Origin of the sequence: Aminobacter anthyllidis (genome assembly GCF_018555685.1) — a bacterium.
GTDB lineage: Bacteria > Pseudomonadota > Alphaproteobacteria > Rhizobiales > Rhizobiaceae > Aminobacter > Aminobacter anthyllidis.
This window is the reverse complement of sequence record NZ_JAFLWW010000008.1, coordinates 1-22,595: the sequence shown is the minus strand read 5'-3', so window position 1 is coordinate 22,595 and position 22,595 is coordinate 1. Positions and strand designations below refer to the sequence as shown.

Below are 22,595 nucleotides of genomic sequence, written 5' to 3'. Positions count from 1 at the left end.
GCCGATATGAGCACCATGCAGAACGACAACGCCGAAAAAGGCATCACGGCACTTTTCGTGCGCCGGCCGGTGCTGGCCTTCGTCATCAACACGCTGATCGTGGTTGCCGGCCTCGCCGCCTTCTACGGCGTCGAGGTGCGTGAGCTGCCCGACGTCGACCGGCCCGTCATCACGGTGTCGACGAGCTATTCCGATGCCGCGGCCGAGATCGTCGACCGCGAGGTGACGGCGGTGGTCGAGGGTGCCGTGGCGCGCGTCACCGGCGTCAAGTCGATCTCGTCGAGTTCGTCCTACGGCAACAGCCGCGTCACGGTCGAGTTCAACGACGGCGTCGACCTCAACGTCGCGGCATCCGACATGCGCGACGCCGTCGGGCGGGTGACCAATTCGCTGCCCGACGATGCGGACGCGCCGCGCATCGTCAAGGCCGATGCCAATGCCGACGCGGTGATGCGCCTGGCGGTGACCTCCGACACCATGCCTGTCGAGGACATGTCCATCCTCGTCGAGGACCAGATCGTCGACACTTTGGCCGCCGTCGACGGCGTCGCCGACGTGCAGACCTATGGCGACCGCGCCAAGATATTCCGCGTCGACATCGATCAGGCCAAGGTGGCAAGCCTCGGGCTGACGCTGGCCGACATCTCCAACGCGCTGGCGAGCGTCTCCTTCGACGCGCCGGCGGGCTCGCTGACCGTCGGCAACCAGGACCTGATCGTGCGCGCCAGTGCCGCGGTGACGACGCCCGAGGCCTTCGAAAGCATCATCATCAACGGCAAGACCAAGCTCGGCGACGTCGCCACCGTCACGCTCGGCGGGGACCCCGGCTCGACCTCGCTGCGTTCCGACGGCAAGACCGGCATCGGCATCGGCATCGTGCGCCAGGCCCAGTCGAGCACGCTCGACATCTCCAAGGGCGTGCGCGCGGCGGCCGAAAAGATCCAGACCACCTTGCCCGCCGGCATGACCATCCGGGTGACGTCGGATGACGCGACCTTCGTCCAGGGCGCCATCCACGAGGTCGAGATCGCGCTGATCCTGTCGGTGACGATCGTCTTGATCGTCATCTACGCCTTCCTGCAGGACTGGCGCGCGACGCTGATCCCGGGCTTTGCCATGCCGGTGGCGATGATCGGCACCATCGCCGGCATCTATCTCGCCGGCTTCTCGGTCAACATACTGACACTTCTGGCGCTGGTGCTGGCGACGGGCCTTGTCGTCGATGACGCCATCGTCGTGCTCGAAAACATCGTGCGCCGCCGCAACGAAGGCATGGGCCCGCGCGCTGCTGCCGTGCTCGGCACCCAGGAGGTGTTCTTCGCCGTGGTGGCAACGACGGCGACGCTTGCCGCGGTGTTCATCCCGATCTCGTTCCTGCCCGGCCAGACCGGCGGCCTGTTCCGCGAATTCGGCTTCGTGCTGGCGATTTCGGTGCTGCTGTCGTCGATCGTGGCGCTGTCGCTGTGCCCGATGCTGGCCTCGCGCATGCTGACCGAAAAGAGCATCGAGCACAGCCATGGCGGCGTGCTTGGCAAGCTCGGCACGAAGCTCGCAGCGCTCTACAAGCGCTGCCTGCATGCCTGCCTCAACGCGCCGGCCATCGTCATTTTGGTGTCGCTGCTGTTTGCCGGTGCTGCCTATGTCGCCTTCGGCAATGTGCGCCAGGAACTGACGCCGACCGAGGACCGCTCGCTGGTGATGCTGCGTGTCTCCGCCCCGCAGGGCGTCAGCCTCGACTACACCGCCTCGCAGCTGCGCCGCATCGAGGGGCTGATCGAGCCGCTGCGCAAGTCGGGCGAGATCGAGAGCACCTTCGTCAGCGCCGGCATGGGCAACAACAACAACAGCGGCTTCATGGTGCTGTCGCTGGCGCCGTGGAGCGAGCGCAGCCGCACCCAGCAGGAGATCGCCGCCGACATCCTGTCCCGCACCAGCCAGGTGCCGGGCGTGCGCACAACCGTCGGCCAGCCCAACAGCCTCGGCATCCGCGGCGCCGGCAACGGCCTGCAATTCGCGCTGATCGGCAACAGCTACGCCGACCTCGGCACCGCAGCCGCGAAGGTGCTGGCCGAGATGGAGAAGGACCCGCGCTTCCGCCAGCCGCGGCTTTCGACCGACGCCAACCAGCCGCAGCTGTTCGTCACCGTCGACCGCGAGCGCGCCTCCGACCTCGGCATCGACATCAAGGGGCTGTCGCCGGCGCTGCAGGCGATGCTCGACGGCCGCAAGATCACCTCCGTGTTCATCGAGGACCGCAGCTACGACGTGAAGCTGGTCTCGACCACCAACCCGATCAACGATTCGACCGACCTCGAAAACATCTTCATCAGGACGACGGACGGCCGCTTCGTGCCGGTGTCGACGATCGCCACGCTGTCCGAACGCGCCGTGCCGCCGTCGCTGTCGCGCGAACAGCAGCAGCGTTCGGTGGCAATCACCGCCGGCCTCGCCGACGACTTCGCCCTTGGCGACGCGCTGAAGGAAGTCGAACAGATCGCAGCACCGGTGCTGCCCGCAGGCAGCCGGCTGCTGCCGCTCGCGGAAGCCGCGACGCTGAACGAGACCAGCGGCAGCATGCTGACGATCTTCGGCTTTGCCATCGTCATCATCCTGCTGGTGCTGGCAGCACAGTTCGAAAGCTTCGTCTCGGCGGTGATCATCATGGCGACCGTGCCGCTCGGCCTTGCCTGCGCCGTCTTCGCGCTGATTTTGACCGGAACCTCGCTCAATGCCTACAGCCAGATCGGCCTGGTGCTGCTTGTCGGAGTCATGGCCAAGAACGGCATCCTGGTGGTCGAGTTCGCCAACCAGCTGCGCGACCGTGGCATGGGCGTGCGCCAGGCGATCGAGGAAGCAGCGACGATCCGCCTGCGGCCTGTGATGATGACGATGATCTGTACCGTGCTCGGCGGCCTGCCGCTGGTGTTGGCGCAAGGTGCCGGCGCGGAGGCCCGCATCGCGCTTGGCTGGGTGATCGTCGGTGGTCTTGGGCTTGCGACGATCTCGACGCTGTTCCTGACGCCGGTGGCCTATCTGCTGCTCGGCCGCTTCATCACGCCCAAGGTTGCCGAGGAGAGCCGCCTGAAGCGCGAGCTCGAGGAAGCCGCCTATACCGGCGTCGAACCGGCGGAATAGCAACATCGTCTGCTGATACTGGCCAATCTGCGACTGATTTGCCGCGCCAAGCGATGACATGGCGTGTCTGATTCTGTATCAGTCCTCGCAGTTACAGCGCCGCATGACTTTTTCTTATGCAGGACAGGATGCAATGAGCCTGAAATCGATCACCCTCGACGAACTTCAGGCCAACCTCGGCAAGGAGGTTGGCGTCTCGCCCTGGCGCACCGTCACCCAGTTGATGATCGACCAGTTCGCCGATGCCACCGACGACCACCAGTTCATCCATTGCGACCCCGACCGCGCCGCGGCCGAGACGCCCTTCGGCGGCACCATCGCCCATGGCTTCCTGACCTTGTCGCTGCTTTCGGCCATGACCTTCGACACGCTGCCTTCGGTCGAGGGTGGCAGCATGGGCATCAACCAGGGTTTCGAGGAGCTGAAATTCGTCGCCCCGGTCAAGACCGGCTCGCGCATCCGCACCCGCTTCGTGCTCTCCGGGCTTAAGATCCGCCCGTCCGGCTGGATCCAGGCCACGCATGACGTGACGATCGAGATCGAGGACCAGAAGAAGCCGGCGCTCACCGCGCGCTGGCTGACCATGACGTTCGTCGAGCCCAAGCGCGAAACCGCCTGACCCTTCCGTCTTAGTCCGCTGCCGGCCTTAGTCCCGATGAGCTACGTCGTCGCTCGCCTTGCCGCGTCATTGGCCGGCGTATAGACTCGTCCGATCTGATCAAGGGAAGCAGTAGGGCGGGTTCTTGTCCAGCAGTGCAGCACAACGACGCGAGCTCCAGAAGGCCGAACTGAGGGCCGAGCTGGTTGCGGCAGCCCACGCGCTCGTGCGGGAGGAAGGTTATGACGGCCTGACCATCCGCAAGCTGGCGACAAGGGTCGGTTATGCCCCGATGTCGGTCTATTCCTACTTTGCCGACAAGCAGGAAATCCTGATGGCGCTGGCCGAAGACGCCTTCGCCGACCTGGCGCGTCGGATGCGGCAGAACCAGCCCGACGACCCCATCGAGGCGATGCGGGCAGCACTCGCCGAATATGCCGAGTTCGGCCTCGGCAATCCCAACGAATACCGCACCGTGTTCATGACCGAGAAGCAGAAGCACCCGCCCGAAGAGACGTTCGAGCAGATGGAGCGCGAGAACCCCGCTTTCCAGATCATCATCGAACGGGTGCAGGCCTGCCTCGCCGCCGGCGTGCTGAAGGGCGACGCCCGCGCCATCGCAACCGCGCTGTGGACCGTGGCACACGGCTCGGTTTCGCTGCTGATCACCTTCCCTTTTTACCCCTTCGGCGATCCGAAGGCCTATGTGATGCGGATGGGCGACCTCGCCATGGCAGGCCTTGCCGTCAGCGAGACCCCGCCGCTCACCGACGAACCCGGCATGTGTCCTGGGTAGCAGTGCAGTCAGTGCATCCAAATTAATTTCGTACGCGTACGGCTTACCCCTTGCAAAACGCAAGGTGCGGCCGTATCTGTAAGTTGTACCGTACACGTACGGCAAAAATTTACGGAGATGACAATGCGACGGACTATTCTGGCGCTCGCGGCTCTCGCCGCGACGAGCGGCTTTGCAATGGCAAACGACACCCACAAGACGACGCACGCGCCTGTTGCGTGCAGCCAGACCATCTCGGGCCAGAAGCTCGACTGTGGTTCGACCGGCTCCATCAAGGATGACAAAGGCCCGCAAACGACCAACTCGATCAGCGCGGAAAAGCCGCGCATCGGCATCGACGTCAACCCGTGGATCGTGCCGACCTTCAACTGAGTGTTTTCTCAGTACCTCCAGAAAAGCCGCCCATCCCAGGGCGGCTTTTTCGTTTCCGGGCTAGTGCTTTGCCGAGCACGCAGTAGGCATCATCCGGCCGTCGCCCAGGGTTGCTGGCGTTGCCACATAAGCTGTCATGGATTGCGCGACGAGGCCTAGTTCTTCCTGGCTCCGGCCTTTGCATCGCCAGTTGCCAACGGCGCACCGGATATGGTCGTCGAGGTCACCGACACCGGGTCGCTAGCCGGAAAGCTGTCTTCCAGACCCTCGTCTAGTTCTTCCTGCAGCACCTGCTGGTCCTTCGGCCGGTCGTCGCTGCGCCGGGCGCGTCGTGCGCGCTTTGGAAGCATGAACCTAAGGCCGGATTCGGAACTGAAGGGCATCGCGTTTATCCACCGCGCAAACGTCGGGGATGAAACGCCTGCCCTGCCCCGAGGTTCCGAGGCATGGGTGCATCTTCTGCCTGGCCTGAAGCCCTGCGCTGGACTAGCCGTCGCGCGCGGCCTCCGACAGGAAGCCGTAGACGTAGTCGGAGAACGAGCGCCAGCATTCCACACGGAACGCCTCCTCGCCGGTCCGCAGCAGCACCATCTCGACCTTGCCGAGCACGGTGCGCGAGGCAGCACCGACCGGGAAGGCGTCAAGCGACAGATCCTGCGGACAGCCGGCGTTGATCGTGGCAGCCGCATTGGGGCCGGTGACCGCGATGGCGACGTTGCGGTGCGACACATCGACCGCCGAATGCAGGCCCTTGACCGAGGCGCAATCGGCAACGGGATCGCCGCCGGCCTCGTCGATCACAAGCCATTCGTCGGGACCGAGCCAGAGCACGGTACGGCCGCCCTTCGCGGCCGAGGTCTTGGCCTTGTCGGGCAAGCTGACGCCGAGCGCCTTCGACAAGGCGGCAACGGCGGCCGGGCGGGCGCGCAACGACATGCGGCTGGCCGGCGCCAGTACCTTGAGCAAGACACCATGGCCGCCGACGCTGTGGCCTGAGAGAGCGGGGTTGCGGGTGGCGGTTGCGAGCTTAGCCATTGAGGCGGTCTCCCTTCTCGTCGAAGAACACGGTTCCGGTGACTTCCACCTCGATGACGCCGTCGGGCATCGGCACGTAGAGCGTCTCGCCGATGCGGTCACGGCCACCGAGGACGAGGCCCATGGCGATCGAGCGATCGCAATTGGCCGACCAGTAGCTCGACGTGACATGGCCGATCATCTTCATCGGGATCGCCTGCTTGGGGTTCTCGACGATCTGGGCGCCCTCTTCGAGCACCGTGCGCGGATCCTTGGTCCTGAGGCCAACGAGTTGCTTGCGGCCCTTGGCGACAAGGTCGGGGCGCGTCAGGCCGCGAATGCCGACGAAGTCAGTCTTCTTTTTGCCGACGGCCCAGTCGAGGCCGGCGTCATTGGGCGTGACGGTGCCGTCGGTGTCCTGGCCGACGATGATGTAGCCCTTCTCGGCGCGCAGCACGTGCATCGCTTCGGTGCCGTAGGCGCAGGCGCCATGCTTCTGGCCCTCGGCCCACAGCGCCTCCCAGACGGCGCGGCCATAGTCGGCCGGCACGTTGACCTCGAAGCCGCGATCGCCGGTGAACGACATGCGGAACAGCCGAGTCGGCACGCCGCAAATCCTGCCCTCGCGCACCGACATGTGCGGCATGGCCTCGTCGGACATGTCGATGCCCTCGACCAGCGGCGCGATGATGTCACGCGAGTTGGGACCTTGCACCGCAATCACCGCCCACTGCTCGGAGACCGACGTCAGCCAGACGTCGAGATTGGGGAACTCGGTCTGGAGGTAGTCCTCCATGTGGTTCATGACGCGCGCCGCACCGCCTGTCGTGGTGGTGACGTGGAAGCGGTCGGCGGCAAGGCGGCCGACGACGCCGTCGTCATAGATGAAGCCGTCCTCGCGCAGCATGATGCCATAGCGGCAACGGCCGACCTCGAGCTTTTCCCACGGATTGGTGTAGAGCAGCTCCATGAACTTGGCAGCGTCCGGGCCAACGACCTCGATCTTGCCGAGCGTCGAGGCGTCGAACAGGCCGGCTGCTTTGCGCACCGTGACACATTCGCGGTCGACAGCGGCGTGCATGTCCTCACCCGAGCGCGGGAAGTACCAGGCGCGCTTCCACTGGCCGACATCCTCGAACACCGCACCATGGCTTTCGGCCCAGCTGTGGGTCGGGGTCTTGCGCGTCGGGTCGAACAGGCCGTGGCGGGCATGGTTGACGATGGCGCCGAAAGTGACCGGCGTGTAGGGCGCACGGAAGGTGGTGAGGCCGACCTGCGGGATGTCCTTGCCAAGCGCTTCGGCGGCGATGGCGAGGCCGTGCATGTTGGACGTCTTGCCCTGATCGGTGGCCATGCCGTTGGTGGTGAAGCGCTTGACATGCTCGATCGAGCGCATGCCCTCATGCACCGCCTGGCGGATGTCCTTGGCGGTGACCTCGTTCTGGAAGTCGACGAAGGCCTTGACCGTGGTTCCGGCACCGGCGCCGGGACCGGAGCCGAGCATGCCGCCGGTCCAGCCTTCTGAAGCCTCGACCTTGAGCGCCGTGCCTTTCGACACCTTGGCGCCGGCGTCGCGGGCGGCGTTGGCACCGGCTTCGAGCGCCTGCGCGACGCTGTCTTCAAGCGAGTCGGAGCCGTTGCAGGCGCCGACCGAAACGCAATCCTGGGCGTAGGTGCCGGGCAGGAAGCGCTTGGTGGCGTCGTCGAAGGCGACCTTGCCGCGCGACTGCGAGAACATGTGCACCGACGGCGTCCAGCCTGCCGACATCAGGAGTGCGTCCACGGCGATGGTGCGTTCGGCGCCGCCGCCCTTGGCCTGCACGGTCATCGACTTGATGCGCTGGCTGCCATTGGCACTGGTGACGGCGCGGCCATGATTGACCTCGATGGCGAGCGCGCGCGCCTCGTCGACAAGCGGCCCAGTGGGGTTGTCGCGCAGGTCGACGATGGCAGCGATGCCGACGCCTGCCTTCTTGAGATCGATCGCCGCGGCATAGGCGCTGTCATTGGCGGTGTAGACGCCGACCTGCTTGCCAACGACGACGCCGTAATGGTTGAGGAAGGTGCGCGCGGCCGAGGCCAGCATGACGCCCGGACGGTCGTTGTTGGCGAACACCATGTGGCGTTCGATGGCACCGGTGGCGATGACGACGCGCCTGGCGCGGACCTGCCACAGCCGTTCGCGCGGTTCGTCGCGGCCGGGACGGGCGAGATGGTCGGTGACGCGCTCGACGAGGCCGACGAAGTTCTGGGCGTAGTAGCCGAAGGCCGTGGTACGCGACAAAACGGTGACGTTGTCCATGGCGGCGAGCTTCGCCACCGTCGCCTGGGCCCAGCTCCAGCCATCCTGGCCGTCGATGACGGCGCCCTTTTCGTAGCGCAGCGCGCCGCCGAAATCGGCCTGCTCGTCGCAGATGATGACGCGCACGCCGGTCTCGGCCGCAGCGAGAGCCGCAGCCAGGCCGGCAGCGCCGCCGCCGAGCACCAGCACCTCGCAATGGGCGTAGCGGGCCGAATAGTGGTCGGGGTCGGGCTGGTCTGGTGCAACGCCAAGGCCGGCGGCGGCACGGATGTTGGGCTCGTAGAACTTGTGCCAGGCGGCCTTCGGCCACATGAAGGTCTTGTAGTAGAAGCCGGCCGAAAACATCGGCGACGCCAGGTCGTTGACAGCACCGACATCGAAGGAAAGCGACGGCCAGCGGTTCTGCGAGTTGACGGTCAGCCCGTCATAAAGCTCCTGCACGGTGGCGCGGACGTTGGGCGTCTTGCGCGCGGCATCACGCTCGACGGTGACGAGTGCGTTCGGCTCCTCGGCCCCGGCGGAGAGAATGCCGCGCGGACGGTGATACTTGAACGAGCGGCCGACGAGATGCACGCCATTGGCAAGCAGAGCCGACGCCACGGTGTCGCCGGAGAGGCCAGTCATCGCCTTGCCGTCGAAGGTGAAGCGCGCGGTCTTGGCGGGCGTCAGGCGGCCCTGGCCGGAAATGCGGTACGAACCGGCCATTATGCCTCTCCCTTGGTCGGGCGTTTTGCCTTGGGCTTTTCGTTGAGCTGGTCCGGCGGGCGGTTGGCCCAGGCGGCGGGACCGGCGTCGGCCGCGAGTTTCGTCAGGTCCGGCTTCGGCTCGCCCGCCTTGTAGGTCAAAAGGAAGCGGTCGGTGATGGTGTCGCGGGCGGCGTTGAAGAAGCGCGCGCAGCCATGGATGTGGCGCCAGCGCTCGAAGATGACGCCCTTCGGGTTCGAGCGGATGAAGAAGAACTTCTCGAAGTCCTCGTCGCTCTCGGCGGCAATGTTGTTCGAGCGCGCGATATGCGCCTCGCCGGCGTTGCGGAACTCGAGCTCCGGGCGCTCTTCGTCGCAATAGGGGCAGTGAATGAGAAGCATCTGGATGATCCCTAGAGTTCGCCGGGGCCGATGTTGGAGCCTTGCGGCTGGTCGCAGAGCCTGCGCCCCAATGCCTCGAACGGGGCGACACGCTTGACCAGCGTCTCCACGGTGTCGGCCGGCAGGAAGAGGTCGCGGCTTGAGATGTTGAGGAAGGTGAGTTCGAACGGATTGGCCGAGACGATGACGTGGCGCCCGGGCGGGGCGTCGTGCTCGTCGTCGGGATCCTCGGGCTGCTCGATGAACGAGACCACCTTGCGCCCGCCACTCCAGACGCAGGCAAGCAGGCCCGACGCGACCGAGAACGGCCATTCGGCTTCGTTGCCGTTGCGGCTGATCGCCTGCAGCCGGACCTCGCTGGCGTCGGGCAAGTGGAACATGCCCTTTTCGTCGGCGAGGACGAACGGCGCGGCCACTGCCGCTATGGTGGCGGCGAGCACGGCCATCAGTGGGCGACGGCCGCCGCTGCCGCTTCGTCGATGAGGCGGCCGGTGCGGAAGCGCTCGATGGTGAAAGGCGCATTGATCGGGTGCGGTTCGTCACGTGCGATGGTGTGGGCAAAGACGTTGCCCGAACCAGGCGTCGCCTTGAAACCGCCCGTGCCCCAGCCGCAATTGACGTAGAGCCCCGGCACCGGCGTCTTGGCCAGGATCGGCGAACGGTCCGGCGTGACGTCGACGATGCCGCCCCACGAGCGCAGCATCTTCATGCGCGTGAACATCGGGAACATCTCGCAGATGGCGTCGAGCGTGTGGTTGATGATGTGCAGGCCGCCGGTCTGCGAATAGGAGATGTACTGGTCGGTGCCGGCGCCGATGACCAGTTCGCCCTTGTCGGACTGCGAGATGTAGGCGTGCACGGTGTTGGACATCACCACGCACGGGAACACCGGCTTGACCGGCTCCGACACCAGCGCCTGCAGCGGATAGCTTTCGAGCGGCATGCGCACGCCGGCCATGTTCATGATGACCGAGGTGTGGCCGGCGGCAACGACGCCGACCTTCTTGGCGCCGATGAAACCCTTCGAGGTCTCGACGCCCGAGACGCGGCCGTCGGGCGTGCGGCGCACGCCGGTGACTTCGCAGTTCTGGATGATGTGGACGCCGCGATCCGAGGCGCCGCGGGCATAGCCCCAGGCGACAGCATCGTGGCGGGCGGTGCCGCCGCGGCGCTGCAGCGAGGCGCCGACGACGGGATAGCGCGCCGAAGCCGAGATATTGAGCGGCGGGCAGAACTCCCTCGCCTGCTCCGGCGTCAGCCATTCATTGTCGATGCCGTTCAGCCGGTTGGCATGGACGTGACGCTTCAGCACCTGCACGTCGTGGACATTGTGCGCCAGCATCATGACGCCGCGCGCCGAATACATGACGTTGTAGTTGAGGTCCTGGCTGAGACCGTCCCAAAGCTTGAGGGCGTGGTCGTAGATGCCGGCCGATTCGTCATAGAGATAGTTGGAGCGGATGATGGTGGTGTTGCGGCCGGTGTTGCCGCCGCCGAGCCAGCCCTTTTCCAGCACCGCGACATTGGTGATGCCGTGCTCCTTGGCGAGATAGTAGGCGGTGGCGAGGCCATGGCCGCCGGCGCCGACGATGATGACGTCGTATTCGCTCTTCGGCTCGGGCGAGGACCACTGTTCCTCCCAGCCCTTGTGTCCGCGCATCGCCTCACGGGCTATGGCAAAAACCGAATATTTCCGCATTTTTTCAGGGCCTCGCTGATGCCGGAAGCTTGGGAGCGCGAGGTGTAGCACTAGCGAAATCTCACGACCAGCCTTGCACTGTTTGCGACGGCGCCTGCCGTTTTGCGCCGCCAGTTTGCGCCGCGTGTATCGGGTGGCTGGAGGCTGCACGAATTGCGACCTGTGCGAACGCGGCCGGCAACAGCCAGCCGCACTCATACAGGAGCATGAACGATGTTTGATTTGAACGGAAAGGTCGCGATCGTCACCGGGGCGAGCTCGGGCATTGGCAAGGCGACGGCCAGGTTGTTCGCCGCGCAAGGCGCGAGCGTGTTGCTGGCCGCACGTGGGGCCGCGGGTCTGGAAGCGCTGGCCGAGGAAATCCGGGGAGACGGCGGCGAAGCGCTGGCGCTGGCCGGCGACGTCAGGGACGAGGCGTTCGCCCGGGCGCTGGTCGAACTTGCCGAAGCCGAGTTTGGCGGCCTCGACATCGCCTTCAACAATGTCGGCCTCGTCGGCGAGATGGGCCCGATCACCGGGTTGGAACTGGCGAGCTGGACCGAGGTCATGGAGACCAACCTGACCAGCGCCTATCTCGGCGCCAAGTACCAGGTCCCGGCGATGCTGAAGCGCGGCGCAGGTTCGCTGATCTTCACCTCGACCTTCGTCGGTTACACGGTCGGCATGCCGGGCATGGCCGCCTATGCCGCAAGCAAGGCCGGGTTGATCGGCCTGACGCAGGTGCTGGCGGCCGAGTACGGTGCGCAGGGCATCCGCGTGAACGCGCTGCTGCCGGGCGGCACCGACACGCCGATGGCGACGTTCAAGACCGCCGACGAGCGCGCCTTCGTCGAGGGTCTGCACGCCCTCAAGCGCATCGCCCGGCCCGAGGAGATCGCGCGTTCGGCCCTCTATCTCGCCTCTGAAGCCTCGAGCTTCACCACCGGCACGGCATTGCTTGCCGATGGCGGTGTCTCGATCAACCGGCTCTGAGCACCCGCCCGAAGGTCGCGCCGGGAGGCGCGGCTTTCGGAGGCCATGTCACATTTGGCGATGCTGGCTTGTCATGACTTCTGTAACTGCATCACAGAGGACATTGTCATGGATAACTTTTCTGCCGCCCGCGGCTCGACGCGCATCGCGATCGTCTATCACAGCGGCTACGGCCACACGCGGCGCCAGGCGGAGGCCGTCGAAGCCGGGGTCCGCGACGTCGCCGGGGTCGAGGCACTTCTGCTGCCGGTCGAAAACGTCGACCAGCATTGGGACGACCTCAACAGCGCGCAAGCCATCATCTTTGGTGCCCCAACCTACATGGGCGCCGCATCCGCGCCGTTCAAAACCTTCTCGGAAGCGACGTCGAGAACGGTGATGGCCAAGGGCTATCTCTGGAAAGACAAGCTCGCGGCAGGCTTTACCAATTCGGGCGCGCGATCGGGAGACAAGCTTTCCACATTGATCCAGTTCGCGCTGTTTGCGGCGCAGCACGGCATGCACTGGATCAATCTCGACCTGCCGCCGTCAAACAGCTCCTCGACAGGATCGGAAGGCGACCTGAACAGGCTGGGCTTTTGGCTCGGAGCCGGTGCGCAGTCGAACACCGACGAAGGCCCTGAAACAGCCCCGCCCGAATCCGATCTCGCCACCGCCCGCCATCTGGGAAAGCGGGTGGCCAATGCAGCACTGCAGTTTGCGCGCGGGCGTGACGTCGTTTCGGCGGCGGCCTAGTCTGGAGCGCAGATGACCGAGATTTCGTTGACCACAGCCTTTTCCGATCAGCGTCCGGGCCTTGTCCGGCTCGCCTATCGGATGTTGGGATCCGTCGCCGACGCGGAGGATGTCGTTCATGACGCCTGGCTGCGCTGGCTCGCCGCCGACCGCAGCATGGTGGATGAGCCAGCTGCCTATCTGCGCACCATCGTCACGCGCCTGTGCCTCAACGAACTCAAGTCGACCCGCCGCCTGCGCGAGACCTATATCGGCCCCTGGCTGCCTGATCCGATCTTTGATCCCGAAGACGGCGAGGCGGCAGATGACATAACGCTTCCGCTGATGATCGCGCTGGAACGCCTGTCGCCGCTGGAGCGAGCTGCGTTTCTGTTGCACGACGTGTTCGGGTTGAAGTTCGACGCGGTGGCCGAAGCGATCGGACGCGAGGCCGGCACCTGCCGCAAGCTCGCCAGCCGGGCGCGGACGCATATCCATGACGCCAGGCCGCGCTTCGCTATCCCGAAGGAAGAAGGACTGCGCTTTGCCACCGCCTTCTTCAATGCATCGCGGACTGGCGACCTTGAAGCGTTGCGCACGATGCTCGCCGAGGATGTCGTTACCTATGCCGATGGTGGCGGCCAGGTCCCGGCGCCGTCTCAACCATTGGTCGGGATCGAAGCCGTCATGGCACGCCATGCAGCGCTGGCCCGCCTCTTTGCCGTGCGTCCGTCACAGCTGATCCGCTACGCGGTCATCGACGGCCTGCCGGGTTTCATCACCATGGAAGAGGGTACGACGGTCCAGACAACGGCGCTCAACATCGAAGACGGAAGGGTCGTTGCGATTTACGTGACGCGCAATCCCGACAAGCTGCGCAATGTCGGCCATCGCGAGGCAGGCGCCGGAGCATGATCGACGACCGGTTCCCGCTGTGCGGGCTTCTGGCTCGGGATCATGCTCCGAATGCGACCAGGCTCAGGCCGTGCCGAGGCGCGCGGCCTTCATGTTGGGGAGGAATACCGTCAAAAGGCCCAGCATCGGCAGGAACGAGCAGAGCTTGAAGACGTATTCGATGCCGCGCGCATCTGCCACCACGCCGAGCACGGCGGCGGCAATGCCGCCGATGCCGAAGGCGAAGCCGAAGAAGATGCCGGCGATGAGGCCGACGCGGCCCGGCACCAGCTCCTGCGCGAAGACGACGATGGCCGAGAAGGCGGAGGCCAGAATCAGGCCGATGAGCACGGTCAGCACCTTGGTCCAGAACAGGTCGGCATAGGGCAGCATGATGGTGAACGGCAGCACGCCGAGGATCGAGAACCAGATCACCGTCTTGGCGCCGAAGCGGTCGCCGATCGGGCCGCCGAGGAAAGTGCCGAGCGCCGCCGCGCCGAGGAACAGGAACAGCAGATATTGCGATTCCTGCACCGACACGCCGAAGCGCTCGATGACATAGAAGGTGTAGTAGCTCGACAGGCTCGCCGTATAGGCCTGCTTGGAACAGACCAGGATGGCGAGCACGACCAGCGCCGAAATGACCTTGTTGCGCGGCAGCGTGTTGAACAGCGTTGGCGCGGCGCGCTTGGCGGCGCTGACGATGTGGCGGCTGTACCAGACGCTGACGCGGATCAGAACGACGATGCCAACCATGGCGGCGATCGAGAACCAGGCGATGCCGCCCTGCCCCAAAGGCACGACGATGAAGGCGGCGAGCAGCGGGCCGAGCGCCGAGCCGAAATTGCCGCCGACCTGGAACAGCGACTGGGCGAGGCCGAAGCGGCCGCCGGAAGCGAGGCGCGCGACACGCGAGGATTCGGGATGGAAGATCGCCGATCCCAGGCCGACGAAGGCCGAGCCGACAAGCAGCATCTCATAGCTATGCGCGAAGGCCAGCATCAGCAGGCCGATCAGTGTCAGGCACATGCCGACGGGCAGCGAGAACGGCAGCGGCTTCTTGTCGGTGTACATGCCGATGACCGGCTGCAGCAGGGATGCGGTGACCTGGAAGGTCGTGGTCAAAAGGCCGATCTGCCAGAAGTCGAGCTTGTAGTCGTTCTTCAGCATCGGATAGAGCGACGAGATCAGCGACTGCATGACGTCGTTGAGGAAATGGCTGAAGCTGACCGCAAGAAGAATTGCCATCACCGTGCCATCGGCGGACGACGATCGGGCGGGCATGGCGGTATCGGTCACGGCATAAACTCCGGGCGCATTTCAAGGACAGGCTGACATAGACCCGAAGGCCACGCCTTTCATGGTGCACGCTGCGGTACTGTACGGTCCAGTTGTCAGGCCTGGCGTGCACCCGCCAGGGCGGCGAAGCGGCCCGGCGTGATGCCGAAACGGGCGCGGAAATGGCGCGTCATGTGGCTCTGGTCGGCGAAGCCCGAGGCTGCGGCGGTCTCGGCAAGCCCCTCGCCGGCCGCCATGCAGGAGCGGGCATGCGCCAGCCTGCGCCCGACGAGATAGCGGTGCGGCGAGGTGCCAACCAGACGGCGGAAGGCGCGGGCAAGCTCGAAGCGGTCGAGACCGGTGATGCGCTCGAGATCACTTGAGGTCACCTGACGGTCGAGTTCCTCGGCGAGGAACGCACGCGCCGCGGCAACCTTTTCGACGGGCAACGCCGCCGCGCGCTGCGGCCTGGCGTCGTCGCTGCGTCGGGCGGGATGCGCTGCGACATCTGATATGAAGGCGTCGGCCTGCAGCGGCTCCATCGGATTGGGGAAATCGGTGAAGGCATCGTCGATCAGGGCGGCAAGCTCGGCGTCGCGTTCGACCACGCCCGGCACGAAGGGCAAGAGACTGTCGCGACCGAGTGCCCGGCAGATCAGCCACGGCTCGATGTAGAGCATGCGGTAGGAAAAACCTTCGGGCACGCCGGCATGGCCGTCATGCACCTCGTCGGGGTGGATGACCATGCATTCGTCCTGGACGCTAATCCTGTCGCTGCCGCGATAGCGGAAGGCCTGCGCTCCCGACAGCGTGTGGCCGACGGCATAGGTTTCGTGGCGGTGCGGGTCGTAGGCATGGCCGCCGAAGCGCGCGACGAGACGCTGAAGCCCGTCGACCGGTTCGTCGGTGGCGATGAAATCTTTGATCATCAAAGCGGGTCCGCAGTGCCTGAGACTGCAATGTCGGGGCCCTTGCACAAACGTTCAAGACCCCGTCGGGAGCGGGCGCTAGCCTTGGGCCATGATGTACCCGACAAAGACCGCCCTCATCCTCCTCGACGAACTCGCCGCCTGGCAGAAGGTGAATGTCTCAGCCTTCCTGACCGGCGGGCTGATGCACGGCTTTCCCGAGATGGCCGGCGGGCCCTACCGCGACAATGACGACAACTTTTACCTCGCGATGATCCGCGAGCCGGTGTTCGTCTATGGCGCGGACAGCCAGACGATAAGGCGGACATTCGAGCGGGCGCGTTCGCGTGGGATGGCGTTTTCGATCTATACGCGGCCGCTGTTTACCACCAGCAACGATGCCGACAACCGCGCCTCGGTGGCGGCGACGCCGGCCGCCGAGCTCGACATCGTCGGGCTCGGCCTGCATGGCGAACGCAAGCTCGTCGACAAGATCGTCAACGGCCTGAAGTTCCTGGCGTGAGGTTTGCTACTTGCTGGCCGCCAGGCGCTTGGAGATCGGCGCGAACTCAGATGTCGACTTGCGCTTGACCGGATCCGGCTCGTTCTTCTCCTGGGCTTCCCAGTACTTCCAGTTCACCTTGCCCGCGCCGAGCTCGTAGTCCATGCCATCCCAGGCGTCCTCGCGGAAGCTGTAGAAGGCCCAGTGCAGCTTGTCGGCATCGAGCGGGGCGAGCACGTCCTCGAGATACTGCGTGCAGAACGGCAGACGGCGCATGCAGCCGAATTCGCCAGCGACGACGCGGTTGCGGGCGATGCCATGGCTGTCAGCCCATTCGACCGGCTGGGCCAGATAAGCCTTGACCCGCTCGGCGTCCCATTTCTGCTCGACATCGCCGTAGGGCACCATGCCAGGATACTGGTAGGGCTTCTCGCGCTTCATGTTGGGGGCGCTGGTGGCGGCGTATGGTTCGTACATGTGGAAAGAGTAGAGCACGCGCTCGTCGGTGAGCTTGGACGGCCAATAAGAGAAGGCGTCGGCCGCTGCATACCAGCCGGCGTCGGCCATGACGGGTGTCGTCGGATCGACTTCGCGGATCGCCTTGATCACCGTTTCGTAGAAAGCCGGCAGGTCGCTCGCGCTGTCCTTCTGCTTGTCGTACCAGGCCTTCATCGCGGCCGGATCGGCATGCTCAGCAAGGCCATTGCCCTTTTCCGGCGCCGGCTCGTTGACGATGTTGTAGCCGGCGACCGCCGGATGGTCCTTGAGCTCGGCGGCGAGGTCGCGCCAGAAGGCGGCGGCCTGGGCCCAGTAGGCCTTGTCCTTCCACAGGCGGCCATCGAACTTCTTGTCGTTGTTCTGGGCCCAGCGCATGCCCGGCAGCGACAAAGGCGCGATCACCACCTTGAGCCCGGCCTTGTCGGCGCGGTCGAGCACTTGCTTCAGCGTCTTCACGTCGGAAGCGACGAGGCCGTCATACTTGTCGGCGGTGCCGATCAGAAAATCGCGCTTCTCCGGCTTCCACTTGTCATAGGACAGCCGCACCCAGGTCGCGCCATAGCCGCGCAGCGCGTCGAAATAGACCTGGTCGGGCGGCAGGCGGTTGAAGCTGTTGCCGCCATGTTGGGGCTTGTCCCAGAAGCCTATGAGATCGGCGGCGTGGGCCTGCGGGATGGCGGCGCTGAGCGCCAGGGCGAAAATCAGTGAACGCATGAAAGCCTTGCATATAAGATTCGAAAGTGGGAGAGGCTTCCTCGGCGGGGATTGCGGCGGAAGTGGGCACGGGCCGCGACCGCCTTTCGCACAGAGCGCAGGAAATGCGGCCTTTGTGGTGGACAAGCAGAGCTGATTCTGCTATCAGCCGCCCACAATTCGCGGTGGAAACCATCGCGGAGGCATCGTGGCTATTGCCGCTAGCCTTAGGATTTCGAACCCGAAAGACAGGATCACACGTGCAGGTACTCGTCCGCGATAACAATGTTGACCAGGCGCTTCGCGCGCTGAAGAAGAAAATGCAGCGCGAAGGCATCTTCCGTGAAATGAAGATGCGCGGTCACTACGAGAAGCCTTCTGAAAAGCGTGCTCGCGAAAAGGCTGAAGCTGTTCGCCGCGCCCGCAAGCTGGCTCGCAAGCGCGCTCAGCGCGAAGGCCTGCTGCCCAGCACGCCGCGCCCGGCAGCTGCCGCTGGTGCAGGCGCTGGCGCACGTCCGGCACGTTGATCTGCCAATCTTTGGTCCTTTTCGAAGGATAACGACGAGGTGGGGCGACCAAAAATCGCCGCCACCTTTTTGTTTTGTCCGGATTACACCGGACGCGGCGCTCAAGCCGTAGAGGCGCAAGCGAGGACACGCAGCGATGAATGCAGTCATGAGCAACCGCAACTTTCTGCTGCGCAGCGGCGCCATGACAGCTCTCGTGCTGGTCGCCATGACCGTCGCCGGTTGCCAGTCTGGCGGCCCGGCCGGCGAGCTGACGCGCATCGACACGATGCAGGGCTCGAGCGAGAACATCTCGTCGCTGAGCGCGGTCATCTCCGCCAACCCGAACGACCCCGAAGGCTACAATGTGCGCGGCTCGGCCTATGGCCGCGGCGGCAAGTACCGCGAAGCCCTGCAGGACTTCGACCGGGCGCTGCAGCTCAACCCGAACTTCTACCAGGCCTATTCCAACCGCGCGCTGATCCATCGCTTCATGGGCAATCAGCCGTCGGCACTCGCCGACTACAACAAGGCCATCCAGCTCAACGCGTCCTACGACGCCGCCTATATCGGCCGCGGCAACCTCTATCGCAAGGCAGGCCGCACCCAGGATGCCTTCAACGATTTCCAGAAGGCGATCGAGCTCGACACCACCGACCCGCGCGCCTACCACAATCGCGGCCTGATCTATCAGCAGCAAGGCCAGCACGCCTTTGCGCTGGAGGACTTCTCGAAGGCGATCTCGCTGTCGCCTGACGCCGCCGAGCCCTATAACGGCCGCGGCCTTTCCTACCTTGCCACCGGCGACGACGACAACGCCTTCGCCGACTTCAACATGGCGATCAAGCTCGACGGCAAGATCGCCGAGAGCTGGGCAAACCAGGCGCTGATCTACGAGCGCCGCGGCGAAAAGGCCAAGGCTGCCAAGGCCTATTCCGAAGCGGTCCGCCTCGACCCCAACTACAAGCCGGCGGTCGACGGCCTCGCCCGCACACGCGGCGGCGCCTGACTTTTCTGACGAGGCATCGCCGTGAACTGCCTCGTCGTCCTGTCGCATCCGCTGCCCGAGAGCCTGAACAGGCATTTCGCCGAAACGGCAATCATTGAACTCACCAGCGCCGGTCACAAGGTCGAGTTGCTCGACCTATACCGCACCGAATTCGACCCGCGCCTGACGCCTGCCGAGCGTGGCTCCTATTATGGCGGGAGCTTCGACGCGGCCGCGCTCGAAGCCCATGTCGAAGCACTGCGCGAGGCGGAAATGCTGGTGCTGGTGTTTCCGACCTGGTGGTTCGGCCTGCCGGCCATGCTGAAGGGCTGGGTCGACCGGGTGTTCGCACCAGGCATCGCCTTCGACCACGGCAGCGACTTCGGCCCGATCAAGCCCCTGCTCGGCAAGCTCCGCCATGTCGTCGTCGTGACTACGCTCGGCAGCCCGTGGTGGGTCGACCGGCTGGTCATGCGTCGTCCGGTGCGCCGGATCCTGAAATGGGGCCTGTTCAAGGCCTGCGCGCCGAAGGCCCGCTTCGCCATGCTGTCGTTTTATGCCGCAGAAAAGCCTCGGCCCGAGCGCGTGATGCGTTTCGCCGACGCGATTCGCCGGCAATTGCGTGAGATCGCCTAGCCGCGCGCCCCTTCAGACGGGAACCTTTCAGCGGCTATGCGGTTGATATCGCTTCATGCCTGAAAGGATTACTCTATGAAAAAGCTCGCCATTCTCGCCCTTGCCCTTGTGCCGTTTGCGGCACCTGCCCACGCGCAGTTCGGCGCCAAGCTCGGCATGCTCAGCTGCACCGTCAACGGCGGCACCGGCTTCGTCCTCGGCTCGAGCAAGGACATGCAGTGCACCTTCACGCCGGCCTTCGGCAACCGCGCGCAGGAGATCTATTCCGGCCGCATCAACAAATACGGCGTCGACATCGGCACTACGACCGGCGGTGCGCTGGAGTGGCTGGTGCTGGCCCCGAGCCGCGACGTCTACGATCCGGGCGGGCTTGCCGGCAACTATCTCGGCGCAACGGCTGAAGCAACCGTCGCCGTCGGCCTCGGCGCCAACGTGCTTGTCGGCGGCTCGAGCCGCTCGATCGCGCTGCAGCCTGTCAGCCTGACCAACCAGACGGGCCTCAACGCAGCAGTCGCCATCGGCGCGCTGCAGCTGACGGCGCCGCTCAAGTAAAGATCACGGCGGTCGGGGCTGCCGCAATTGGTTGCCCCGACCTGCCCCTGTCGCAGCCTTCGCGGAGGCGATAGGGATTCCCCTCGACATCATCGCACCGCGAGGGGAACAGCATGCCCGAGACTGCAAATCTCATCGCGTTCGCCGCGATCGCGCTCGGCATGGTGCTGACGCCCGGCCCCAACATGATCTATCTCGTGTCGCGTTCGCTCAGCCAGGGTCCCAAGGCCGGCCTGATCTCGCTCGGCGGCGTGGCGCTCGGCTTTGTCGTCTACATGCTCTGCGCGGCCTTCGGCATCACGGCACTCGTGCTGGCCGTGCCCTATGCCTATGACGCCATCCGCTTCGCCGGTGCCGCCTACCTGCTGTGGCTCGCATGGCAGGCCCTGCGCCCAGGTGGACGCTCGCCCTTCCAGGTGCGGCAGCTGCCCAAGGACACGCCGCGCAAGCTGTTCGCCATGGGCTTTGTGACCAACCTGCTGAACCCCAAGGTAGCAGTGCTTTACCTGTCACTGCTGCCGCAATTCATCGACCCGACCGACGGCAGCGTGCTCATGCAGTTGCTCGTGCTCGGCTCTATCCAGATTTCGATCAGCATCACCGTCAACGCCATCATCGCCATCTCTGCCGGCTCGATCTCGGCCTTCCTTGCCGGCAACCCCGGCTGGGTCGCGGTGCAGCGCTGGCTGATGGGCACGGTGCTGGCCGGACTGGCGGTGAAGATGGCGACCGAAGCCCAGCGCTAGGCAATCGGGCCCGCCGGCTTCCTGCGTCGGCGCGTGGCGGGCTTTGGAACAGGCAGCAGCGGGTCGGCCTTGCGGCCAAGGTCGACGGCATCGCGCAGGACGTCGAGATGGCTGCGCGGGCCGCGTTCACCCGACGGCAGCACCTCCCAGCCCTGGGCAGCGGTCGACCAGTAATTCGTGTGGGTGAAGATGCGGCCGAACGCCCAGTTCAGCCTGACCTGAATGTTGAGGATGCCGGGGCCGAAATTCTCGGCCAGCGGGCCGGAAATCGGATCGCCGGTCAGCCAGCCATTGCCCTTATCGTGGATGTTGGTCCAGCGTGTCGCCGCAAAGACCGCCGCGTGATGCGGATATTTCGGCGACTTCTGGGGATAAAGGATGCCCGAGGTCCTGGTTTCCGCGACTGGCGGGCAGGTCGAAAGCAGCCGTTCGTCGACAGCCTTGGCGAAGTCGGCGGCATTGTGCGTGACCAGGAACTCGGCATGGGTGAGCGGGCTGCCGAAAGTGACGAAGTCGCTGACCTTCCAGCTGTCAAGCTTGTCCGACGGTGCAGTACGAAGCTGGCGATAGAGCTGCCATTGCAGGCCGCGAAATTCAGCCAGCTCGGCCGCATCCATGGTGACCTTGGCCCGCTCGCCACTGTCGATGGGCAGCGCCTTCTTGCCGACGGCACGGAATGCCTTGAGCAATTCCGGCTCGGTGCGGTCGTTGCGGCCGCTCGGCGCACGCTCGGCCCACAGCAATTGCAGGATGTCGTAGGCGACGATGGTGCCAAGGCTGTGAGCGACCACGACGATGCGGTCATAGGCCGGGTCGTCATTCAGCCCGCGCAACAGGGCAAGCCCCCTCTCCCGGACCTCCGTGCGCTTGGCGATGGTGTTGGGCTCGGCCCTGACATAGATGGCGACGTCGCCGAAATACGGCAGCAGGAAGCTGCTGACCAGCCAGCCGACAACGACCGCGGCAAGGCTCCACACCCAGCCTGGCGCGAGCCATGTCCCGAGCCCGAACCACTCGATCAGGTTGGGCACGACCAGCAGCGCCGCAATCAGTACTGACACCACCCAGGCGGCGATGTAGAGCCGGCGCGCATCGGCTGGAACGTCCGACCACTTGCGCAGCAAAAGGCCCTTCACCCAGGCCACAAGGCGCTGAACGGTGGTGCCCTGGGTAATGTCGGACCAGTAGAGCTCGTAGAATTCGGTCCGCCGCCCGTTGATGTCGTCGGGCGTGGTGATCCGGCGCAACTCATAGGAGCGCGCCCGCCGGTCGGGATGAACCCAGCTCTTGTTGATCACCCCCTCGCCATCGGGGTTCGGCTTGCGCGCGCCAAACCTGCCCTCGGTCCGGCTGAGATCGGAACTCCACACAGCAGCGACGAAGCTGCGGATGGTGTCCATCGGCCGTTGCTCGCCCATGCCATGGACGATGACCACGGCCTGGCGCGGAACGGCCGCGGTCGGTGACGGCTTTGCGGGAAGGCTGACTTTCATTCGCGCATCCCCCTGAAAAGAGCGAAGACTATTCAGCAGCCTAGACAGCGTAGGTCAGTTCAAGCCAACAAAAAAGCCCGGTTTGCACCGGGCTTTTGTTAGCAGTGGTTTTGGTTGGCTGAGCTTTAGGCTCAGTGATCCATTGCCTTGACGATTTCTTCGGTCATCTTCTTGGCGTCGCCGAGCAGCATCATGGTGCCGTCCTTGTAAAACA

The 22,595-nt window shown here is 65.1% G+C and carries 23 protein-coding genes; 13 read left to right on the top strand and 10 right to left on the bottom strand.

What is annotated here, in order from left to right; translation table 11 throughout:
• Positions 1–6: 6 nt before the first annotated feature.
• From J1C56_RS24120 to J1C56_RS24105, 4 genes are all read left to right on the top strand, one after another.
• The gene (locus tag J1C56_RS24120; protein ID WP_214392546.1) at positions 7–3,135 is read left to right on the top strand and encodes an efflux RND transporter permease subunit; all 3,129 of its coding nucleotides are present in this window, start codon (positions 7–9) and stop codon (positions 3,133–3,135) included.
• Positions 3,136–3,268: 133 nt separating this feature from the next.
• Positions 3,269–3,754: a MaoC family dehydratase gene (locus tag J1C56_RS24115; protein WP_275945181.1), complete on the top strand. Its 486-nt coding sequence runs from the start codon at positions 3,269–3,271 to the stop codon at positions 3,752–3,754.
• Positions 3,755–3,878: 124 nt separating this feature from the next.
• Positions 3,879–4,529, top strand: a complete 651-nt coding sequence (locus J1C56_RS24110) for a TetR/AcrR family transcriptional regulator (protein WP_214392545.1) — start codon at positions 3,879–3,881, stop codon at positions 4,527–4,529.
• 123 nt (positions 4,530–4,652) lie between these two features.
• On the top strand, positions 4,653–4,901 hold the full coding sequence (locus tag J1C56_RS24105; protein ID WP_214392544.1) for a DUF680 domain-containing protein: 249 nt from the start codon (positions 4,653–4,655) through the stop codon (positions 4,899–4,901).
• Positions 4,902–5,056: 155 nt separating this feature from the next.
• On the opposite strand, the gene J1C56_RS24100 is transcribed toward J1C56_RS24105, so the two are convergent.
• The 6 genes from J1C56_RS24100 to J1C56_RS24075 form a co-directional block, all read right to left on the bottom strand.
• Positions 5,057–5,284, bottom strand: a complete 228-nt coding sequence (locus J1C56_RS24100; protein ID WP_246591886.1) for a hypothetical protein — start codon at positions 5,282–5,284, stop codon at positions 5,057–5,059.
• A 103-nt stretch (positions 5,285–5,387) separates the two neighbouring features.
• Positions 5,388–5,936 (bottom strand): sarcosine oxidase subunit gamma, encoded by a 549-nt coding sequence (locus J1C56_RS24095; protein ID WP_214392543.1) that lies wholly within the window; start codon positions 5,934–5,936, stop codon positions 5,388–5,390.
• Positions 5,929–8,922 carry a sarcosine oxidase subunit alpha gene (locus J1C56_RS24090; protein ID WP_214392542.1) on the bottom strand — a complete coding sequence of 998 codons (2,994 nt, stop codon included), beginning with the start codon at positions 8,920–8,922 and terminating at the stop codon, positions 5,929–5,931. The genes J1C56_RS24095 and J1C56_RS24090 overlap by 8 nt, the downstream gene beginning before the upstream one ends.
• Positions 8,922–9,302 (bottom strand): sarcosine oxidase subunit delta, encoded by a 381-nt coding sequence (locus J1C56_RS24085; protein WP_214392541.1) that lies wholly within the window; start codon positions 9,300–9,302, stop codon positions 8,922–8,924. Before J1C56_RS24085 ends, J1C56_RS24090 begins: the two co-directional genes overlap by 1 nt.
• Positions 9,303–9,313: 11 nt before the next feature.
• Positions 9,314–9,748 (bottom strand): hypothetical protein, encoded by a 435-nt coding sequence (locus J1C56_RS24080; RefSeq protein WP_214392540.1) that lies wholly within the window; start codon positions 9,746–9,748, stop codon positions 9,314–9,316.
• A complete protein-coding gene (locus tag J1C56_RS24075) occupies positions 9,748–11,001 on the bottom strand; it encodes a sarcosine oxidase subunit beta (RefSeq protein ID WP_055979858.1) in 1,254 nt (417 codons plus the stop codon). Before J1C56_RS24075 ends, J1C56_RS24080 begins: the two co-directional genes overlap by 1 nt.
• Positions 11,002–11,214: 213 nt before the next feature.
• On the opposite strand from J1C56_RS24075, the gene J1C56_RS24070 reads away from it, so the two are divergent.
• The 3 genes from J1C56_RS24070 (at position 11,215) to J1C56_RS24060 (ending at position 13,602) form a co-directional block, all read left to right on the top strand.
• Positions 11,215–11,973 (top strand): SDR family oxidoreductase, encoded by a 759-nt coding sequence (locus J1C56_RS24070; RefSeq protein WP_214392539.1) that lies wholly within the window; start codon positions 11,215–11,217, stop codon positions 11,971–11,973.
• A gap of 108 nt (positions 11,974–12,081) precedes the next feature.
• Positions 12,082–12,708, top strand: coding sequence for a flavodoxin family protein (locus J1C56_RS24065; protein ID WP_214392538.1), 627 nt, complete (start codon positions 12,082–12,084; stop codon positions 12,706–12,708).
• A gap of 12 nt (positions 12,709–12,720) precedes the next feature.
• Positions 12,721–13,602, top strand: coding sequence for a sigma-70 family RNA polymerase sigma factor (locus tag J1C56_RS24060; RefSeq protein ID WP_214392537.1), 882 nt, complete (start codon positions 12,721–12,723; stop codon positions 13,600–13,602).
• Between the two features lie 63 nt (positions 13,603–13,665).
• On the opposite strand, the gene J1C56_RS24055 is transcribed toward J1C56_RS24060, so the two are convergent.
• Together J1C56_RS24055 and J1C56_RS24050 are read right to left on the bottom strand one after the other, a co-directional pair.
• On the bottom strand, positions 13,666–14,880 hold the full coding sequence (locus J1C56_RS24055) for an MFS transporter (RefSeq protein ID WP_476561157.1): 1,215 nt from the start codon (positions 14,878–14,880) through the stop codon (positions 13,666–13,668).
• Between the two features lie 95 nt (positions 14,881–14,975).
• Positions 14,976–15,788 carry an AraC family transcriptional regulator gene (locus J1C56_RS24050; RefSeq protein WP_214392536.1) on the bottom strand — a complete coding sequence of 271 codons (813 nt, stop codon included), beginning with the start codon at positions 15,786–15,788 and terminating at the stop codon, positions 14,976–14,978.
• A 91-nt stretch (positions 15,789–15,879) separates the two neighbouring features.
• Between J1C56_RS24050 and J1C56_RS24045 the strand changes: the two genes are divergently transcribed.
• On the top strand, positions 15,880–16,290 hold the full coding sequence (locus J1C56_RS24045) for a DUF2000 domain-containing protein (protein ID WP_246591884.1): 411 nt from the start codon (positions 15,880–15,882) through the stop codon (positions 16,288–16,290).
• A 6-nt stretch (positions 16,291–16,296) separates the two neighbouring features.
• On the opposite strand, the gene J1C56_RS24040 is transcribed toward J1C56_RS24045, so the two are convergent.
• Positions 16,297–17,481, bottom strand: coding sequence for a glycoside hydrolase family 5 protein (locus tag J1C56_RS24040; RefSeq protein WP_214392535.1), 1,185 nt, complete (start codon positions 17,479–17,481; stop codon positions 16,297–16,299).
• A 239-nt stretch (positions 17,482–17,720) separates the two neighbouring features.
• Between J1C56_RS24040 and rpsU the strand changes: the two genes are divergently transcribed.
• The 5 genes from rpsU (at position 17,721) to J1C56_RS24015 (ending at position 20,888) form a co-directional block, all read left to right on the top strand.
• A complete protein-coding gene (gene rpsU, locus J1C56_RS24035; protein WP_067958156.1) occupies positions 17,721–17,987 on the top strand; it encodes a 30S ribosomal protein S21 in 267 nt (88 codons plus the stop codon).
• Between the two features lie 184 nt (positions 17,988–18,171).
• Positions 18,172–18,975 carry a tetratricopeptide repeat protein gene (locus J1C56_RS24030; protein WP_420797432.1) on the top strand — a complete coding sequence of 268 codons (804 nt, stop codon included), beginning with the start codon at positions 18,172–18,174 and terminating at the stop codon, positions 18,973–18,975.
• 21 nt (positions 18,976–18,996) lie between these two features.
• A complete protein-coding gene (locus J1C56_RS24025; RefSeq protein WP_214392533.1) occupies positions 18,997–19,590 on the top strand; it encodes an NAD(P)H-dependent oxidoreductase in 594 nt (197 codons plus the stop codon).
• Positions 19,591–19,665: 75 nt separating this feature from the next.
• Positions 19,666–20,142, top strand: a complete 477-nt coding sequence (locus J1C56_RS24020; protein WP_214392532.1) for a DUF992 domain-containing protein — start codon at positions 19,666–19,668, stop codon at positions 20,140–20,142.
• Between the two features lie 113 nt (positions 20,143–20,255).
• Positions 20,256–20,888 (top strand): LysE family translocator, encoded by a 633-nt coding sequence (locus tag J1C56_RS24015; protein ID WP_214392531.1) that lies wholly within the window; start codon positions 20,256–20,258, stop codon positions 20,886–20,888.
• Here J1C56_RS24015 and J1C56_RS24010 read toward each other — a convergent pair.
• Entirely contained in the window at positions 20,885–22,381 is a 1,497-nt protein-coding gene (locus J1C56_RS24010; protein ID WP_214392530.1) for a hypothetical protein, read from the bottom strand. The two genes, J1C56_RS24015 and J1C56_RS24010, sit on opposite strands and share 4 nt — an antisense overlap.
• Positions 22,382–22,595: the final 214 nt, after the last annotated feature.

Excerpts from the sequence above, each read along its gene's own strand:
- J1C56_RS24070 (WP_214392539.1), top strand. The coding sequence starts at position 11,215 with ATGTTTGATTTGAACGGAAAGGTCGCGATCGTCACCGGGGCGAGCTCG.
- J1C56_RS24090 (WP_214392542.1), bottom strand. The coding sequence starts at position 8,922 with ATGGCCGGTTCGTACCGCATTTCCGGCCAGGGCCGCCTGACGCCCGCC.
- J1C56_RS24045 (WP_246591884.1), top strand. The coding sequence starts at position 15,880 with ATGATGTACCCGACAAAGACCGCCCTCATCCTCCTCGACGAACTCGCC.
- J1C56_RS24115 (WP_275945181.1), top strand. The coding sequence starts at position 3,269 with ATGAGCCTGAAATCGATCACCCTCGACGAACTTCAGGCCAACCTCGGC.
- J1C56_RS24065 (WP_214392538.1), top strand. The coding sequence starts at position 12,082 with ATGGATAACTTTTCTGCCGCCCGCGGCTCGACGCGCATCGCGATCGTC.
- J1C56_RS24030 (WP_420797432.1), top strand. The coding sequence starts at position 18,172 with ATGACAGCTCTCGTGCTGGTCGCCATGACCGTCGCCGGTTGCCAGTCT.
- J1C56_RS24095 (WP_214392543.1), bottom strand. The coding sequence starts at position 5,936 with ATGGCTAAGCTCGCAACCGCCACCCGCAACCCCGCTCTCTCAGGCCAC.
- J1C56_RS24100 (WP_246591886.1), bottom strand. The coding sequence starts at position 5,284 with ATGCCCTTCAGTTCCGAATCCGGCCTTAGGTTCATGCTTCCAAAGCGC.
- J1C56_RS24010 (WP_214392530.1), bottom strand. The coding sequence starts at position 22,381 with ATGAAAGTCAGCCTTCCCGCAAAGCCGTCACCGACCGCGGCCGTTCCG.
- J1C56_RS24080 (WP_214392540.1), bottom strand. The coding sequence starts at position 9,748 with ATGGCCGTGCTCGCCGCCACCATAGCGGCAGTGGCCGCGCCGTTCGTC.
- J1C56_RS24105 (WP_214392544.1), top strand. The coding sequence starts at position 4,653 with ATGCGACGGACTATTCTGGCGCTCGCGGCTCTCGCCGCGACGAGCGGC.
- J1C56_RS24085 (WP_214392541.1), bottom strand. The coding sequence starts at position 9,302 with ATGCTTCTCATTCACTGCCCCTATTGCGACGAAGAGCGCCCGGAGCTC.
- J1C56_RS24075 (WP_055979858.1), bottom strand. The coding sequence starts at position 11,001 with ATGCGGAAATATTCGGTTTTTGCCATAGCCCGTGAGGCGATGCGCGGA.
- J1C56_RS24040 (WP_214392535.1), bottom strand. The coding sequence starts at position 17,481 with ATGCGTTCACTGATTTTCGCCCTGGCGCTCAGCGCCGCCATCCCGCAG.
- J1C56_RS24015 (WP_214392531.1), top strand. The coding sequence starts at position 20,256 with ATGCCCGAGACTGCAAATCTCATCGCGTTCGCCGCGATCGCGCTCGGC.
- J1C56_RS24050 (WP_214392536.1), bottom strand. The coding sequence starts at position 15,788 with ATGATCAAAGATTTCATCGCCACCGACGAACCGGTCGACGGGCTTCAG.
- J1C56_RS24120 (WP_214392546.1), top strand. The coding sequence starts at position 7 with ATGAGCACCATGCAGAACGACAACGCCGAAAAAGGCATCACGGCACTT.
- J1C56_RS24060 (WP_214392537.1), top strand. The coding sequence starts at position 12,721 with ATGACCGAGATTTCGTTGACCACAGCCTTTTCCGATCAGCGTCCGGGC.
- J1C56_RS24020 (WP_214392532.1), top strand. The coding sequence starts at position 19,666 with ATGAAAAAGCTCGCCATTCTCGCCCTTGCCCTTGTGCCGTTTGCGGCA.